The sequence below is a fragment of the Enterococcus sp. E5-37 genome (genome assembly GCF_035726925.1).
GTDB lineage: Bacteria > Bacillota > Bacilli > Lactobacillales > Enterococcaceae > Enterococcus_B > Enterococcus_B faecium.
In genome coordinates this window covers 1-16,930 of the sequence record NZ_JAPMLG010000021.1, presented here as the reverse complement: position 1 = coordinate 16,930, position 16,930 = coordinate 1, and the positions used below count along the sequence as shown (strand labels likewise).

Here is a 16,930-nt window from a genome sequence, read left to right as displayed (position 1 = left end):
AAAATTTCTAAACAGAAGCCATAAAGGTTTTCAACAGGTAACCGATACATTAGTTTCAATGTTTACTGAGTAACTAATTATTTTGCAGGAGGACAATTTATTTACACAAAATTATTGACGCTCCCAGAGGTGGTTTATAGGAATATTGATAACTTCATTGAATTTCAATATAGAGAAATTGAAAATTAAATAAGCGTATAATATTAAGGGATTATATGTTTTTTGTAAGTAAATTCCAACTCTAAAGTGATAGGATATATTTCTCATACTCTATTCTTAAAATAGTAAGGAGCTTGGTTTATAATTATGTCAGAAAACAATTATAAAAAAATAGGTTACAATTCTTTATTAAATATGTCTTATGAAGAAGCTATTCATTACCTTTTAAATAAATACGGAGAGGTTTCTGATGACTATTTTAAAGAGAAATCATATGCTAGATTTTTACGAGGAGAAATAAAAACAATAACTAAAGGAAAATATAGTAAAACATCAGAAGGCTTATACTGTCATCATATATATGAAAATAAGTATGAAAATATCTCTAGCCTATACTATATTAATTGTTTTAAATATCCATTTAAATATCAAAAAAAAGAAAGCCTTGTTTATTGTGATTTATTTGAACATTTGATTTTACACGCATTAATCATCAAAGAAACAGAAGCTGAATACGGTTTGCATGGTTATGAAGAATATCTCTATCCTATAGCTATAGATTGGTTTCTTAATGAAACAGATCCTAAACCAGAATGGATGAAAAAATGTAAAGAACGTGCTTATTTAAATCAGCAGGATGCTGAAAAAATTATAAATAAAATTCACGAAATTATAAGCCCCTTTAAAGAAGCCCGTTCCGCTATGTTAGAGGAAGAGTACAAAAAAAGCATTAAAAAAAATATTGCGTCTAAATTAGGTATGACTGTTTCCGAATATGAAGAATATTTAGTACAAGAAGAAAAGGAAGCAAAAAAACGACTTAAACTTGAGGAATTGGAAAGACTAAATGAATTCAATAAAAAATATCCTAATTTGCAAAAGATAAATGTCAATAATACAACCCCTCGAAAAAAAATCCTAAACTTTTTATACGAATTAGCTTACAGTAAAGACTTTCCCAAAAGAAAAGACTTTTATAAAGCAAAGATTTCACTTATTAGGGATGAACTATTAGAAGAGCTAAACGATATACTTTAAAAATGTTTATTTCTGGAACTTTATTAGAAATAATTTTGAATTTTTGAGTGAGTTTGTTTTTCATTATTTTCTCCTGATACCATAATAACTCTCAATAGTTTGTAGGAAATACTCTTCAATTTAATTACTTTAATAATTAGTTCGATCAATCATTGTAATATTTTATTGATTCGAACTGTGGTATTTATTAAGTTAGTTTATTGCATGGTTTTTATATTTCATATCACGAGCTATAATTCTATTTCTATTATCCTATTTAGATTTTGAAGAACTAAAATGTTTTTGTTGATTCATACAGACCATTTTGAAAATTCCAAGATTTTTAAGAAGTCCAACTAACTTAAAAAACCTTCAAGAATATCTTGGAGGTTTTTTATTTTTTTCGAAATAGGAGAATCGATTCAATATATTAATTTTTGTTACAAGCAGGTACTTACTAAATACCTAATTTAAAGCCTTTTAAAGAAGCGCCAATTTCGTCTTCTGTTATTCCAATGTATCTTTTAGTAATCGATTGAGAACTATGATTAAAAATAAACATTAAGGTAGCAATGTCTCTAGTTTTCTTGTAGTAGTGATACCCAAAAGTTTTTCTTAATGTATGTGTTCCTATATCATCTCTTCCTAATTTTTCTGCTATATCTGCATATATCTGATAGACACGATCCCTTGTTATATGTCGACCTTGTTGCCGACTTGGAAATAACCAATCATTTTCTTCTTTACCTTCAGTATATAATAAAATCTCTTCTCTCAAATTATCTATAAAAATCGGTTTTCGCTTACCTGTTTTATGTTCAACAATAATAGGCTTACTTTTACCTCGTATATCTCCAACTTTTAATCCTATAATATCTGACATACGTAATCCATTATTGATGCCAAACAAAAATAAAAAACTATCTCTTTCCGGATTACTTGTTCTTCTTAGCCAAAACTGAAAATCTTGTATCTCTTCATTTGTCCTTAACGGTTGTACATTATAGCTCACTATTGTTTCCCTTCTTAAAAATATTCTGAGTTTATGATTATGTATATATTTTACCATAATCATGAACTTATATATATACTATGTTAAAAGTCAAGAAAATCAAGGGGTTCAGTTTATGATTTTATATCATTTCAGTAACTCAGAATATTCCGACTTTTTTGTACAAAAAAATTAACCTTACTTATATGAAGATTCTAAGCTCTTATTTAAATTTTAGACGGGCAGTTATTCGTAGAAGTTCTTAGAATAGCTAATTTACATAATTAAATTATATGAAATTTAAGTTTGAACAATATACTAAGAACTCCCCTTACTATAAAGTGAAATAAATTAGCATATGAATAACCGTGCTACCAAGCTTTTCATTAATAAAATATTTTTATTAATATTTTATAACTTTACTGTGTAGATATTTCGTTATATCACTAAAGATAATAAGATTTAATGACCTCATTAATATTGTTTGCTAGGTCCAAACTCTTATTAAACTTTCCTTGCTATAAAATCCAAACATAGTAATAAAATAATAACTTATTACCTTTAAATTATACTACCAACAAATGGTAGTATATTATTAATTTATATAATATGAAACCTAAAATATAGTAGTATACCCGTGGTGCTAGTTAATTTTTTCCTAGAGGAAAATGTCTAAACATGTTGGTAAATCAACAAAAAAACGCATATAGTAGTCTCAAATCTCCCAAGAAATGAGGACTACATATGCGTTCATCAAAATATACTGAACATTTTGACTTAGCCAATCCTGTTACTAAAGTCGATGATATCCCCGATTATGAAATGTACAGTCAAACAATCGATAGCTTAAATAAGCGTTTTGGCAATCGTGTTTTAAAAGGCATCGAAATCGGTTACATCGCTTCTGAAAAGGATCGGATCATCGACTATTTAGCCGATAAAGATTACGATTTAAAATTACTCAGTGTGCATCATAATGGTCAATTTGATTATTTAGATGACGAAGTCAAAGATATGGATCCTGCTATTGTGATTCCTCAGTATTTTGCACAACTTTCAGAAGCACTAGTTGTTATAGAAGCAGATGTCTTTGCTCATTTTGACTATGGTTTTCGGGTATTTGGTCTATCCGTTGCTGAATTTAAACAATATGAAGCGCAGTTTTTACCGATTCTAGATCAAGTAATCAAAAATAAATTGGCATTCGAATTAAATGCTAAGAGCGCTTACTTGTATGACAATTTAGCGTTATATGAATATGTCATCGATTTATATCTTTCACGTGGTGGTACCTTGTTTAGTGTTGGATCAGATGGGCATTACCTTGAACATTTCCGTTTCCATTTCGATGATCTTTTTGCTCTGTTAAAAGCAAAAGGTGTGACGGAATTAGCGATTTATCAAAAAGGAAAGCGAATTATGGTTCCATTACCAGTCTAAAAAAACGTCCTCAGCATCAAAAGTGAGGACGTTTTTTTAGATTTCTTTTTCTAAAATCGGACAAATACGATCTTGTTTTCCTAAAGGGAAATGTTTGATCCCGATTTTTTTAAATCCATGACGTTCATAAAAACGAATACCTGCATGATTTTTTTCATAAACAGTCAAACGTAAATAACGTTTTTGTTTCGTTTTAGCATAACGATTCGCTTCATCGAGTAACCGTTGCCCTAACCCTTTGTTTTGATAATCTTTGAGCAGATAGAGCCGTTGAATCTCTATAGCATCTTTTTCATCATTGACTTTCATATAACCAATGAGTATTTGATGATCCTTAATACCAATAAATTTACTGGTTGACTGTGCCAATTCTACTGCCAATATTTCAGTTGTCAATTGTGTCTGTAAATATCCTTGCATATCAAGTGGATCTGCGCCATCGATAAACGATTCATAAAAACTGACAACACTTACAACTTGTAAAGCATCTAGATCATCATAATCTAAATACGCTAGTGTGATTTGATTGTTCATCTAACTCCTCCTTTTGACATAGTATACTATAAATCACCCGTGGTGCTAGTTAATTTTAATATCCTAAAGAATATCTCAAAGTTCCTTCAAAACGTCGTTGTGCTCGACTTAATAGAACACTGTAAGCCAGTAATATGCTTTCAAATCTACTCTCTAGCCCTTTAACAGAACGTGAGTTGAAATTTTGACAACCTAATTTTTCTAAGGAAGAAAAAACAGTCTCAACTGTTTTTCTTTGTTTTCCAAGTAAGCTGTGGTCTAGTTTTTCTGATTTATCCATGTTTTTACGTGGCGGAACGGATATAGTAATGCCCTTAAGGGCAAGCTTTTCATGGATTTTATGGCTAATATATCCTTTGTCCCCTAGGATATTGGGAAGATTCGCTTCTTCCGATAAAGTCTCTAACACTTTCACGTCATGGACACCTGGATTCGTGATTGAGTAAGTAATCGGAAAGCCAGTCTTAGTAACGATCATATGAATTTTAAGACCATAAAAATAAGATTTTTTTGTTGAGTTATAGCCAACTTTGGCTATTTGATTCAATAGTTTTGCTTGTCTATTTTTAACTGGTTTACATAATGGACTAGGAAAACTATCTATAATTCCGACTAGTTCACCTTTGGTGAGCTTCTTGATGAAAAAGTATCGAATAATCTTGATAGTGTAAGCTAAGTTTGAACTTAAGCGAGTGAATCGACTCCTACTAGGAAAGTCACCATTAGGAAATAAGACGGAACAAACCGCTCTATACGTGGCTCTTTGGCTAGTATAGCCATTAATTATGCCCCATATAACACAAGCAATAATCACTGTATCGCGTTGCTTCAGCTGATCAGTATTTCTTCGGTTTTTAATCTTATCTGGTACACAATTGTGGTATATGTTAGAAACAGTTCTCATAATTTCCTTGAATGTTATAAAAGTATCTGTATAATGTTCAGTATATTTTGATGAACGCATATGTAGTCCTCATTTCTTGGGAGATTTGAGACTACTATATGCGTTTTTTTGTTGATTTACCAACATGTTTAGACATTTTCCTCTAGGAAAAAATTAACTAGCACCACGGGTTAGTATGTTAATTTATACTAAATTAAATAAAGTACTACCTTTAATAGGTAGTACTTTATTATCAAGCCATTATTCCTTCTTCTACTAGTTCTTTTTGTCACATAATTTTGCAATCAATAAATGTTGTGCAATAAGTATAAGAATTCCATTTTCTAAATTTGAAAGGTGATCCATAATTTCATGTTCAAGTAGTTTATTAATTGTCCACTTGTCGCTTCATCTAAAAATTTTATAGGTTTTAGGAATGCTATTCGCTTATTTTAGGAAGATTTTAACTGTTTGCTATAGATATATATCATACTAGTATCGTAATAAAAGTACTCTAAAAGAAGAATTTTCAAATACGCAAAATTAAGTACGAAAGAGTTGAAACAAATTTGGAGAAAATGAGCATAGAATGTCTGATGAGTTAAATAGACCTAAAAATTATCTAAAAGTGGAGCAAAATTAGGAATTACAAACAAAACACTAAATTAGTTTATATAATTTTCCGTAATATTTAATATATATGAAAAGGAAAACGTAGAAATTACGTCTACGTTTTCCTATTTAGTTCTATATTTTTATTAAATTTTATATTTGCTCTTTTCACTTTTCGGAATAAATTCACTGTGACTCTTGATACCTTCTTTGGTTCTGTTGCGAAGTTTGAAAATCAAACGCGCCCTCTCTGAACTCCAAATATCTTAGGCTGTTATTCCCATTAATACCTTGATTTCAGTAGACACCGAAAAGCCGAAGAGCGTTCCATTTCTTCGGTTCTTTTTATATATTCCTCGAATGGTCTCCATGCCCTTAATCGTGGAAGAGGCTGTACGGAGACTTTGATAAAATTTATTTCGTCGTTTAATAGGTCGATGGTCTTGTTCTATTAAATTGTTAAGATACTTCACAGTTCGGTGCTCTGTCTTAGTATATAAACCCACACTCTGTAACTTTCTAAAGGCGGAGCCAAGAGAAGGTGCTTTATCGGTCACAATTGCTTTCGGCTCACCAAACTGTTTATGGAGTCGTTTTAAGAAAGCATAGGCTGCTTGCGTATCCCGTTTCTTTCGTAACCAGATATCTAAGGTTAAGCCGTCCGCATCAATTGCACGATAAAGATAATGCCAACGTCCCTTAATTTTGATATAGGTTTCGTCCATTTTCCATGAATAGAAGGATTGTCTATTTTTCTTCTTCCAAAGATAATAGAGGACTTTGCTGTACTCTTGTACCCAACGATAAATCGTAGTATGACAAACATTTATTCCACGATCATATAACAATTCCTGAACTTCACGATAGCTTAGATTGTAACGCAGGTAGTAACCAACAGCGACAATAATGACGTCTTTTTTGAATTGTTTGCCTTTAAAATGATTCATTACTCTGTCCTCTCTGTCTTTTTTCTCAATTTTACACTAAAATAGATTTTTTGGAAAACTTTGCAACAGAACCTACTAACTCAACAACAGATTATCATACACTTGTTAATGAAATTACAATATCTCATTAAAACACACCCTAAAATCATAACCGTTCCTATGCTCATTTTTTGGATTTTTTAATCACGTAACCAGAAAAATAAATCCTCTCTATTTCACGCAAATCAAAGAAGAACTAAGTAACTACCGTTTAAAGGTAGTTACTTAGTTCTTCTTTGATTATTATCTAACTTTATTATTCATTCCCCACCCTTTGCGCAGTGAGTCTTCGGTATCTTGTTTTATCTGACTGGTAGTTCTTATTATTTCTCCACGATCATCTAATTCTGGAACAATTGGATATTTTTCTCTGAACAAGTCTAGTTCTTTCACCACGTCATTAAACAAATCTTGCTTATCTTCTTGCGTAAGATTCTGTTTAATATACTCATCTAAAGCTTTTCTAAGCAATTCATCTCTTGTCATATTAGTCTCATACTTTTCTACTAAAACTCTGGAAGTCGCATTTAACAAAGTCGACAGTTTTAAAGGATGCTTGGTGGAATAAACCTTATCAAACTTTCTGATTGGTGCGCCAACTTTTTTTGTTCTTCCTCTACTCTGTCTTTCAACATTGGAGGAAGTTTTTATTTCTTGAACTTGGTGCACTTCTAATTGCTTATTTTCAGATGGTGTAATTGCTTGCTGCTTTTTCTTTGCTTCTGCTTCTTTTTTTATTTTGGCGAGTCCTTTGTTGTTCCCAAAAATATCAAGTCCTTTGATGTCAGCCAATTACTCCACCTCCGCATACCAATTCTCGTGTTCTTCCAATTCTTTCAAAATACTGATAAATAATTCGTGGCTTTTGCGATCCCATTGTTTTAAGAGACCTTTCTTTGTCTTCTCCATCGTAATACCTGATCCGTCGTATCGTTTTAAGCGCGCATTTTTGAGTACAACATTTTTAATCAAATGTTCCCCATAAATCTCTTGGGCTTGTTTATACATTTCCTGATCTACTGCGTCACCGCTTTCCAACATGAAAGGAATAACACCAGCAACATATAAATTTGTATCAAATTCTTTCACAAAAAAGTCCATATACTCAAGATATTGCATCGCATTTCTCATCGATTTTACTTGGGTCTGCAAGACGACGATTGCCCAGTCCGCAATGTACATCGCGGATTTACTATATACAGAAATAGAAGGTGGAACATCTAAATAGATGACGTCAAACTCATCAAATAATGGTTCTAGCTTTTCTTTCATATATTTGAATTGGGATAATGAATCATTATATTGGTCTTTGATCCAATCATCATACATTTCAAAGGACATGTCTGCTGGAAGTATATAGAGGTTATTGATTACTTTATAGACGGCCTCTTTAGGTGGAAGATTGTTTATCAACACGTCAGTCACAGTATTTTCGTAAACAATCGGTTCACCTTCTCCGCCTCCTTCTTCGTTAGTGAAGTTCATATGCGTTAAGTTCATCACATCAGAAGTATTTCCTTGCATATCCAAGTCAATTATCAAGGTTCTTTTTCCTTCATTAACTGCTGATTCAAACCCTAACATTTGCGCGCACGTGCTTTTACCTACGCCACCTTTAAAATTACCGATTACATATTTCTTCGCTACCACGTTCCTACCTCTTTTCTTTTAGCAATATTCATTTGATACTATTATAACATATTTATTTTTAGTTACTACCAAAAAAAAGATATATATGTACTACCTTATAATTAATAAGTAAAAGGTAGTACATAAATAAGGAAAAGCTGAAATATATTGATTTATAGCTTTCCTCAAAGTAATGACGTTATTTAATTTATCGAGAAGCAGAGAATACTCGCGACTTTAGTCATGTAGACGAATCAGATTTTCGATAAAAAAGAAGCCGTCCTTCTTAAGAACGACAACAAATCACTAGATTAATTTTTTCAACTGTTCATAAAAGTTTTCATGCGTTCCACATAACAATACTGGAATAACCTTGTTTTCTATAATCTCGTAAGCTACTCTATATGTTGTGCCCGCATATTTGAACCCACTAGACCAAATACCTGATAAACCCCCAGTTTTTTGTTCACCCTGGTTCTGTTGCAAAGTTTTAAATAAAGAATAAAATCCCTTACGGTATCTATGATTTAAGCTGGGATTCCCAATAATACCTTGATTTCAGTACAGACCGAAAACCCGAAGAGAGTGCCTTCTTTTCGGGTTTTCTTATATAATCCTCGAATGGCTTCCATGCCTTTAATCGTGGTAGAGGCAGTGCGTAAACTTCGATATAATTTATTGCGTCTCTTTACTGGACGATGGTCTTGTTCAATCAAATTATTCAGGTATTTAATGGTACGATGTTCTGTCCCTTGATAAAAGCCGTATTCTTTTAGTTTCTTAAAGGCACTTGTAATAGAGGGGGCTTTATCTGTGACTACAACCTTCGGTTCATCAAACTGCTTCACTAACCGCTTAAGAAAAGCATAGGCTGCTTGTGTGTCCCGTTTTTTACGTAACCAAATATCCAAGGTTAAACCATCTGCACCGATGGCTCGATACAAATAATGCCATTTTCCTTTAATTTTGATGTACGTTTCATCCATTTTCCATGAATAAAAGGATTTTTTATTTTTCTTTTTCCAAATTTGATAGAGTAGTTTGCCATATTCTTGCACCCAACGATAAATCGTCGTATGAGAAACGTTAATGCCACGATCATATAAGATTTCTTGAACTTCACGATAGCTAAGGTTATAACGAAGATAGTAGCCCACGGCTACAATAATCACATCCTGCTGAAATTGCTTTCCTTTAAAATGATTCATCGTCATTCCTCCTGCTATCTTTTTCTATTATTCTACCTTATTTGATAGTAGATTTAAAACTTTGCAACAGAACCATTCCTTCTAATATCCATTCATGGTACTTTTTATTTTCACTCATCGTTTGCTTCCTTTACTAATAAGATCTCTACAAACCTAATATAGTTTGGATGGTTCCATTTTCTATCATAATAAAAATCCCTAATCCAATAAATACGATAGGTACAATGATTCGTTCATATTTTTCTAGTGTTTCAGAGACAAAAGAAATTTTCGCAAATTTATAACTAATATAGCAAAGAACCGCAACAGAGATAGCAAAGACGATTAAAGAAGTGACAATTTCTGAAAAAGATAACGAGGTAAAGAAAGGAATATAAATCCCTAAATTATCGCCACCAGAAGCAATCGTTATTAAGGAAACTGTCCAAAACAAACGATTCGTTCCTCTAGATCCTAGCTTCTCAACGACTTCCCCTTCTTCTTCCTCCTCTTCGCCCACAAAAGCAACACGAATCCCTAAATAAATCGGAATTAGTCCCAGAAGACCAATGATCCAATCTTGAGGAATAAAATTTAGCACATATGCTGCAAACAAACTTATGGCTACCAAGATTCCTGTTCCAAGATATTGACCAAAAAAAATCTGACGGAGACCTTTTTTAGTATGGTTTTGAGAAAAAATAATCAGCAAGATAAATAAATAATCAATACTGGTAGAAATATATACAGCGAGTGCTGATAAAATGTTTTGTAACAAAATAACTACCTCCAAACTAAGCTTTCATAGAACTATTTTCTGACAACTTTAGAAAAGCCTGCACAGCGGAAAGAATCTCTTCATTCGCTAAAGAGTAATAAACTACCTTTCCATATTGACGTGATTTCGCCATTCCGTTCTTTTTCAAAAAACGTAAATGGTGTGACGTTGTAGCAATACTAGCATTAAGTATCGCTGCTAAATCACAAACGCACATCTCCTTATACGTTTCTAAAGCATAGAAAATTTTAATCCTAGAAGAATCGCTAAAACATTTTCCTAATACAAGTAAAGTTGAAAGGTCTTTATCTTTTAAATTATTTTTAACACTAGCTACTTTTTCTTTATGTATACAAGTAGTTGTACATACTTCTGCAGTCATTAACTTCACCACCTCGTTCAAACAGACGTTTGAATGAAGTATAACTATTTAAATATTGTTTTGTCAATAATATGTTAATCTGTAGACCTTTCAAATAAATTCAACATTAATAAAACAAGGTTTTTGATACACTATTTTAAGCAATTTCATGTGTTACAACTTAATAGGAATTTAATTTTTATTATTAAATTTTTTAATCATTTACACGAAAATTAATTTTATAAAGAACATACTCTATACTCTTATTTTTTTTTCAAGAACTCAAAAAAGCGGAAAATCCCAGATTTAAAAATCTGAGTTTCCGCTTTTGTCATTTCAAGGATGGACTATTGTCTCAGCCTCTTCTAATTTATTCTTAAGATATTTTTACTTTCTCTGTAGGTGCTGATACTTCTTTTTGTTCTTTCCGACCTTTCAACTTATACTTCATTAATCTCATGCCATTGAAAATTACCACCAAGATACTACCTTCATGAACCAACATTCCGATAGACATATTCATCCATTCGCTGAAGAAGACGCTGGTCAACAAGACCAACACTACTCCAACTGAAATCACGATATTTTGTTTCATATTATTTGCGGTGGCTTTTACTAATCCTAATGCGTGAGGCAAGTTGCTGAAGTTCGAGTTCATTAAAACGACATCGGATGTTTCAATCGCTACGTCCGTTCCGCTTCCCATTGCGATTCCAATGTCTGCTAAAGCTAAGGACGGACTATCGTTAACGCCATCTCCAACAAAGGCTACAATTTGACCACGTTGTTGAAGTTTTCCGATATAAGCCGATTTGTCTTCCGGCAACATGTGGCCGTGAGCTTCGGTCAAACCAAGTTCGCCGGCGACCACATCAACGGTTCCTTGGTTATCTCCTGAAAGAACGACTAGATTTTTCACGCCCAAGTCTTTTAATTCCTGCAAATTAGCTTTCACACCCGGACGGACTTGATCGCGAATGCCCATCAGTACTTTTAATTCACCGTCGACCGCTGTCAAAACGAGAGAGTTCCCTTGTTGTTCAAACCGTTTGACATCTTTTTGCACTTTTTTGCTGAGAGTGACATTTTCTTTTTCCATCAAGGCCACATTCCCAACAGCCACTCTATGTCCAGCTACACTTGAAACGATTCCGCCGCCTTTCACAACTTCAGTTCCTTCAACAGGATAAAAGTTTGTTTCTCCAATTTGATTTAAGACCGCTTTTGCTAATGGATGATCTGATTCCCGTTCCACACTGGCCAGATAGCCAAGCGTTTCAGCAGGATCTTTTTCATACAGTTCAGTCGCTGCAACGGTTGGGTTTCCGACAGTTAAAGTACCTGTCTTATCAAATACAATTGTATCCACATTACTGAAGTCTTGAATGACTTCACTCCCTTTTAAAAGAACACCGTTACGAGCACCATTCCCAATACCGGCAACGTTTGAGACAGGCACTCCGATAACTAATGCGCCTGGGCAACCTAGAACCAAGATGGTGATTGCTAACTCAATATTTTGACTGAACGCCCATACAACAATTGCCAGAACCAAGACAGCTGGTGTGTAGTATTTAGAAAAGCGATCAATGAACCGTTCCGCTTCGGATTTAGAATCTTGTGCTTCTTCCACGAGTTCAATAATTTTTCCAAATGTGGTGTCCTCACCAACTCGGTCAGCTCTGATTTGAATCGTTCCGTTTTCTAAAATGGTTCCTGCAAAAACTTCTGCATCAGCTAGCTTGTTGACCGGAATAGCTTCACCTGTAATGCTAGCTTCATTGATATGCCCTTCACCCGTAAGGACTATGCCATCTACTGGAACTTTCGCACCCGTTTTAACGAGCAAGATATCCCCTTCATCTATATCATCCACTTCTACTTCTTCAAATTCGCCATTATCCATTTGTTTCAAGGCGCTTTCGGGTGCCATTTCAGTCAATTCTTTGATAGCAGATCGCGTTTGGTTCAATGTTCGTTGTTCCAAGTAGTGTCCGAATAAGAATAAGAACGTGACAATAGCCGATTCTTCATAATTTTGAATAAAAAGCGCACCAATCGCTGCAATACTGACTAAGACATCAATACTGATGACTTTGACTTTCATTGCTTGAAACGCTTGAATCGCAATTGGCGTAATCCCAAAGACAGAGGCGATGATCAAAGACCACTCTGAAAGTCCTACGTTTTCTAAAACAAAGTGACTGAAGAAACCGAGTACGATTAACAATCCACTGATGACGGTGATAACATTTTTCTTGCTTAATATATATTGTTGCATGCTTTTTCCCTCCAAATTTAATTTCTCTTTTATTGATAAACACAGTATAAGATAATTGCCTAAGTAATTAATTGACTGACATCAAGTTTAGAAAGTTCTCTTTTATCGTTTCTAAGCACCTCGAATCGGATTGCAACAAAAAAAGCAATCCTGGAAAAATAGCTTTTCTTCCAGAATTGCCTAGTTCATTTAATCTGTTAAACGGCCTTGACTTTTGCTTTAAGAACCGGATAGCCTACGTTTTCGATAGCTTTTTGAATCTCTTCAATCGAAGTGACAGCTGAATCAAAATTGGTTTTGACTTTGCTGGAGTTGAATAATACTTTAATGCTGTCTTTATCAATACCGTTAACTGATTTCACGGCACCTTCAATTTTTTGCATACAACTTGGACAAGACAACGTTTCTAATTGCAATATAGCTTTTTCCATAATTCCTATCTCCTTTATGTGTTTTTATTTTATCGGCAGCAGATTAATGAACACTGCCTTTTCCTCTTTACAACTGTAGTATAGCTCACTTTTAGCAAACGAAAATTGACGCATATCAAGTTTTGCACTTCTTTTTATCTTTTTGCTCAATTCACCATCTTAATAGTCTTTTTCTGCCCCTTATTGCCATCAGAATAATAAGAAATTGGTGGATAATCTTGTCTGCGTATAAACCATACTACAATCGCGCCAATAAACAGGGCCAGAGACAAGGCTTGCGAAACGCGGATCCACTCGCCAATCCATAAACTGTCCGTTCGCATACCTTCAATGAAGAACCGACCCACTGAGTACCACAAAACGTAACTCAAAGCGACTTCTCCTTGACGCAAAAGCTGTTTTCGGTTCCGTATAGTGACGATGAGGACAAAGCCCAACAAACTCCACAATGACTCGTATAAAAAAGTCGGATGGTAGTAGGTACCATTCATATTCATTTGTTCAATGATAAATTCAGGTAAATAAAGATTTTCCAAGAATTGACGAGTAACCGGCCCACCATGAGCTTCCTGATTCATAAAATTGCCCCAACGACCAATGGACTGGGCTAACAATACATTGGGCGCTAAAATATCAAGAACGAGTGCCAAAGAAGTACCTTTTTTCTTTGCATACCAATATAGCGTACCCCCTCCTGCAATCAATCCCCCATAAATCGCAATGCCGCCATTCCAAATCGCAAGGATTTGTCCTGGATTTTGCAGATAATAACCAAGTTCAAATAACACATAATAAAGCCGAGCGCCGAGGAGTCCAATCGGAATTGCCCATAAGGCCATATCGATAATGGTATCCTCTTCCAGTCCTTTTTTCTTTGCTTCCTTGGTGCTCAACTGGAGAGCCGCTAATATGCCCGCTGCAATAATGACTCCATACCAATGAATCACAACAGAACCAATCTCCACCACATGGGGATTCAAAACGCCTAATACGAATCCCATTCTATTTGCTCCATTTCTTCAATTTTTCTCGTCATTCTAGTCATGGTGATGCTGAACAAGATTCCGGCTAAGCTCCATGGAAACCAAACAGTGAATACACTTTTATCTCCCTGGTCACTCGCTTCGTAATACGCCACTTTTCCGTGTCCGATTACGCCGGCTCCTTTTACAACTTCCTCTTCTTTTTCCATAGCTAACCTATCTGCCTCAACAATGTTAGACGTTTTTGCTTCGCCGCCAATCGTGTTCTTGGTGAAAGGGACGACAAAGAATGCCCCCGCTGCTGACAACGTGATGGCAACTATCACCCAAAAACAATGCACATTCACCCTACTTATTTTTACGTTTTGTTCGACAACCCTATCTTAAAGAAAAATAAAACAAAAAAACTTGAGGGTTATCACGTTTGTGCTTTTATTTTTCCAATGAATGAAGGTCGTTCTGTCTTAAAAAAGCCAAAAACGGACAGATGGAAGCAAAAGCACTGAGTTCTGTCCCGTTGTTAATGAAGAGCGACAGAACACCAACGTGTAGAAAAAAGTGTGTCCGATTATTCGCTGTAAAGCAATAAATCATCTAAATCCTGAATCTTGATCCTTTTCCCAGACAGCTGTTGAATCAATCCTTCGTCCTCCAATTCTCCAAATTTGCGACTGATGGTCTCAGGTGTCGTTCCTAAATAGGAAGCAATGTCCTTTTTTGCCATCGGCAGGGTGATGGTGGGAGAGTTGCCCATTTCAGGTTCCACATTTTCTGCCAAAAACAAAACTAAACGGGTAATGACACTCTCCACGGCTACTTGTGTCGTTTGACGTTCTGAACTTTCTAACCGTTTAGACATTTCCGCCAATAGTTTTAAAGAAATAGCTGGGTATTGTTCCAGAAAATCTTGGACATCTTTTTGCTGAATCATACAGACAACGGTATCTCGGGTTGCTTCGGCATATTCCTCGTGTACTGCATCCGGGTTGAACAAGGTCCATTCTCCGGTGAAATCACCAGGGTTCAAGATCCGCACTAGCTGCTCTTTGCCAGAGTCTGCCAATCGATAAATACGGATTTTCCCACGATTGATAATATATAAAGTATCCTCTTTTTCTTGTGAACGAAACAGAAACTCTCCTTTTTGATACTGTTTCGTGTGGGCTTTTTCAGCAATGTAATTCATCGCGCTATCCTCTAAGTGATTGAATATTGGAACCAAGCGGATACAGGCTGCGTGGTCGCCAATTTCATGATGGGTATGTTTAGTCAATTCATTCTCCCCCTTTATTTATTTTGTTTATATTCGCTGCTTTTATTATATAAGTCTCTTACTACAAAAAAATTGATGCACATCAAGAAAATGGAAAAAGGACTGGAAAGAATTCCAATCCCTAAATCAGCTTCTACTTTTACCTTAATCTTCATCCTCATCAAGAGCGTCATCATCTTCTAATGCTTCTTTACCAATGAACGCTTGCAGCATCCAAATGTTCTTGTCTAAGTCATTTTTAAAAGCAATCAATGTATCTTCTAAAGCATCGTCACCCTCGTCTTGAGCTAAACGAATCGCGCGAATAGTTAGGTCACGAGTGCTTCTGAAGTCCTCGATAATATTTTCAACCATGTCTTCTGCTTTAGCGTATTTATTAACTGCATCTTCCGAAAGCATCGAATATTTTTCAAATTCAACCGTTGTCGAAGCAGGTTTATGCCCAGAAGTAATTAGACGCTCCGCAAGTTTGTCGAACCATTTTTCATTTTCGTTATACAACTCTTCAAATTTTTCATGCAACGTAAAGAAATTGGCTCCTTTTACATACCAGTGATATTGGTGCAGTTTCACATGTAATGTATGCATGTTGCCTAAAAGATGATCCGCAATGGCCGCTGCATTAATTTTCGTATGATGAACATGTTCCTTGTGTTCTTGTTCTTCTTGCAATCTTTCTTGGGGTGTTCTTTCTTGAGTAGCTTTATTTTCAGTCATGATTTATTCCTCCTATAATTTTGGTTTGTTTAAAATAGCTTTCTTTGATTCCTCCTTTTTCTTTACTGAATTTAGTATAGGATAGATTTCCGTTAAAAAAATTGACGCTCATCAAGAAAATTATTTCTTAATAGACGCCAGGCTTCTCTATTAAATTCAACTGAAATAATCAAAGGAATGAAGTCGTTCCCTCCAAACAAAAATTTCATTAAAGTAGGGCCTAAAATGTCATTTTTATACTTAATTGGCACAGTTTTTTCTAATTATTTGTCATATTCATAGTCAACTATAGCTACAAAAGCAACTAATTTTGGAGATAGATTGAGATATTTAAAAATCTCTCATGAAAAATTAGTTGCTTTTGTCACTTAGCGCTGAAAATTTATGCCATTTATCTAGAAAAATGACAACCATGTTTTTCAATGTTATTATGATGTCTATTTAGGGTATACCTTAAACATACATGAAATAGTTTTTGTAATTCGCCGTTTGTATAATTAAGCGAGACAAATAAAAAAGCCATTTATGTTACACTCAAATCGTAATACCCGCTAAAGCATACAAGGAGAGTGAACATAAATGACTTATACCCATCTTACACCAAACGAGCTTGTAATGATAGAAGCATATTTTCATCAAGAAACTCCGGTTGCTATCGTTGCGAAGCA

General features: G+C 34.5%; 18 protein-coding genes. 2 read left to right on the top strand and 16 right to left on the bottom strand.

The window, feature by feature from the left end; translation table 11 throughout:
• Positions 1–306 precede the first annotated feature (306 nt).
• Positions 307–1,197: a hypothetical protein gene (locus OS138_RS12455; protein WP_002297439.1), complete on the top strand. Its 891-nt coding sequence runs from the start codon at positions 307–309 to the stop codon at positions 1,195–1,197.
• Positions 1,198–1,633: 436 nt separating this feature from the next.
• Here OS138_RS12455 and OS138_RS12450 read toward each other — a convergent pair whose 3' ends face one another.
• Positions 1,634–2,188, bottom strand: a complete 555-nt coding sequence (locus OS138_RS12450; protein WP_002295761.1) for a tyrosine-type recombinase/integrase — start codon at positions 2,186–2,188, stop codon at positions 1,634–1,636.
• A gap of 723 nt (positions 2,189–2,911) precedes the next feature.
• On the opposite strand from OS138_RS12450, the gene OS138_RS12445 reads away from it, so the two are divergent.
• Positions 2,912–3,607 carry a PHP domain-containing protein gene (locus OS138_RS12445; protein WP_002325581.1) on the top strand — a complete coding sequence of 232 codons (696 nt, stop codon included), beginning with the start codon at positions 2,912–2,914 and terminating at the stop codon, positions 3,605–3,607.
• Positions 3,608–3,643: 36 nt separating this feature from the next.
• Here OS138_RS12445 and OS138_RS12440 read toward each other — a convergent pair whose 3' ends face one another.
• The 15 genes from OS138_RS12440 to OS138_RS12370 all read right to left on the bottom strand — a co-directional run bounded on the left by OS138_RS12440 (position 3,644) and on the right by OS138_RS12370 (position 16,262).
• A complete protein-coding gene (locus OS138_RS12440; protein WP_002295755.1) occupies positions 3,644–4,141 on the bottom strand; it encodes a GNAT family N-acetyltransferase in 498 nt (165 codons plus the stop codon).
• 55 nt (positions 4,142–4,196) lie between these two features.
• A complete protein-coding gene (locus tag OS138_RS12435) occupies positions 4,197–5,105 on the bottom strand; it encodes an IS982-like element ISEfm1 family transposase (protein WP_079504102.1) in 909 nt (302 codons plus the stop codon).
• A gap of 797 nt (positions 5,106–5,902) precedes the next feature.
• The gene (locus tag OS138_RS12430; protein ID WP_002319817.1) at positions 5,903–6,583 is read right to left on the bottom strand and encodes an IS6-like element ISS1N family transposase; all 681 of its coding nucleotides are present in this window, start codon (positions 6,581–6,583) and stop codon (positions 5,903–5,905) included.
• 282 nt (positions 6,584–6,865) lie between these two features.
• Positions 6,866–7,414 (bottom strand): hypothetical protein, encoded by a 549-nt coding sequence (locus OS138_RS12425; protein WP_002292681.1) that lies wholly within the window; start codon positions 7,412–7,414, stop codon positions 6,866–6,868.
• Complete coding sequence (locus tag OS138_RS12420; RefSeq protein WP_002292680.1) at positions 7,415–8,272, bottom strand: ParA family protein; 858 nt, start codon at positions 8,270–8,272, stop codon at positions 7,415–7,417.
• A 285-nt stretch (positions 8,273–8,557) separates the two neighbouring features.
• The gene (locus OS138_RS12415) at positions 8,558–8,737 is read right to left on the bottom strand and encodes a type II toxin-antitoxin system RelE/ParE family toxin (RefSeq protein ID WP_143349109.1); all 180 of its coding nucleotides are present in this window, start codon (positions 8,735–8,737) and stop codon (positions 8,558–8,560) included.
• Positions 8,738–8,778: 41 nt separating this feature from the next.
• On the bottom strand, positions 8,779–9,459 hold the full coding sequence (locus OS138_RS12410) for an IS6-like element IS1216 family transposase (protein ID WP_002343844.1): 681 nt from the start codon (positions 9,457–9,459) through the stop codon (positions 8,779–8,781).
• A 145-nt stretch (positions 9,460–9,604) separates the two neighbouring features.
• Complete coding sequence (locus OS138_RS12405; protein ID WP_002330543.1) at positions 9,605–10,216, bottom strand: CadD family cadmium resistance transporter; 612 nt, start codon at positions 10,214–10,216, stop codon at positions 9,605–9,607.
• 16 nt (positions 10,217–10,232) lie between these two features.
• Positions 10,233–10,598 (bottom strand): ArsR/SmtB family transcription factor, encoded by a 366-nt coding sequence (locus tag OS138_RS12400; RefSeq protein WP_002330544.1) that lies wholly within the window; start codon positions 10,596–10,598, stop codon positions 10,233–10,235.
• 355 nt (positions 10,599–10,953) lie between these two features.
• On the bottom strand, positions 10,954–12,858 hold the full coding sequence (locus OS138_RS12395; RefSeq protein ID WP_002324484.1) for a heavy metal translocating P-type ATPase: 1,905 nt from the start codon (positions 12,856–12,858) through the stop codon (positions 10,954–10,956).
• Positions 12,859–13,055: 197 nt separating this feature from the next.
• Entirely contained in the window at positions 13,056–13,289 is a 234-nt protein-coding gene (locus tag OS138_RS12390; protein ID WP_002301447.1) for a heavy-metal-associated domain-containing protein, read from the bottom strand.
• A gap of 146 nt (positions 13,290–13,435) precedes the next feature.
• Positions 13,436–14,290: a prolipoprotein diacylglyceryl transferase gene (lgt, locus tag OS138_RS12385; protein WP_002322689.1), complete on the bottom strand. Its 855-nt coding sequence runs from the start codon at positions 14,288–14,290 to the stop codon at positions 13,436–13,438.
• Entirely contained in the window at positions 14,275–14,613 is a 339-nt protein-coding gene (locus tag OS138_RS12380) for a hypothetical protein (RefSeq protein ID WP_002346964.1), read from the bottom strand. Before OS138_RS12380 ends, lgt begins: the two co-directional genes overlap by 16 nt.
• A 227-nt stretch (positions 14,614–14,840) precedes the next feature.
• Positions 14,841–15,545, bottom strand: a complete 705-nt coding sequence (locus tag OS138_RS12375; RefSeq protein WP_002292156.1) for a Crp/Fnr family transcriptional regulator — start codon at positions 15,543–15,545, stop codon at positions 14,841–14,843.
• Positions 15,546–15,689: 144 nt separating this feature from the next.
• On the bottom strand, positions 15,690–16,262 hold the full coding sequence (locus tag OS138_RS12370; RefSeq protein ID WP_002292150.1) for a Dps family protein: 573 nt from the start codon (positions 16,260–16,262) through the stop codon (positions 15,690–15,692).
• Positions 16,263–16,930: the final 668 nt, after the last annotated feature.

Excerpts from the sequence above, each read along its gene's own strand:
- OS138_RS12440 (WP_002295755.1), bottom strand. The coding sequence starts at position 4,141 with ATGAACAATCAAATCACACTAGCGTATTTAGATTATGATGATCTAGAT.
- OS138_RS12370 (WP_002292150.1), bottom strand. The coding sequence starts at position 16,262 with ATGACTGAAAATAAAGCTACTCAAGAAAGAACACCCCAAGAAAGATTG.
- OS138_RS12430 (WP_002319817.1), bottom strand. The coding sequence starts at position 6,583 with ATGAATCATTTTAAAGGCAAACAATTCAAAAAAGACGTCATTATTGTC.
- OS138_RS12390 (WP_002301447.1), bottom strand. The coding sequence starts at position 13,289 with ATGGAAAAAGCTATATTGCAATTAGAAACGTTGTCTTGTCCAAGTTGT.
- OS138_RS12410 (WP_002343844.1), bottom strand. The coding sequence starts at position 9,459 with ATGAATCATTTTAAAGGAAAGCAATTTCAGCAGGATGTGATTATTGTA.
- OS138_RS12435 (WP_079504102.1), bottom strand. The coding sequence starts at position 5,105 with ATGCGTTCATCAAAATATACTGAACATTATACAGATACTTTTATAACA.
- OS138_RS12445 (WP_002325581.1), top strand. The coding sequence starts at position 2,912 with ATGCGTTCATCAAAATATACTGAACATTTTGACTTAGCCAATCCTGTT.
- OS138_RS12395 (WP_002324484.1), bottom strand. The coding sequence starts at position 12,858 with ATGCAACAATATATATTAAGCAAGAAAAATGTTATCACCGTCATCAGT.
- lgt (WP_002322689.1), bottom strand. The coding sequence starts at position 14,290 with ATGGGATTCGTATTAGGCGTTTTGAATCCCCATGTGGTGGAGATTGGT.
- OS138_RS12455 (WP_002297439.1), top strand. The coding sequence starts at position 307 with ATGTCAGAAAACAATTATAAAAAAATAGGTTACAATTCTTTATTAAAT.
- OS138_RS12400 (WP_002330544.1), bottom strand. The coding sequence starts at position 10,598 with ATGACTGCAGAAGTATGTACAACTACTTGTATACATAAAGAAAAAGTA.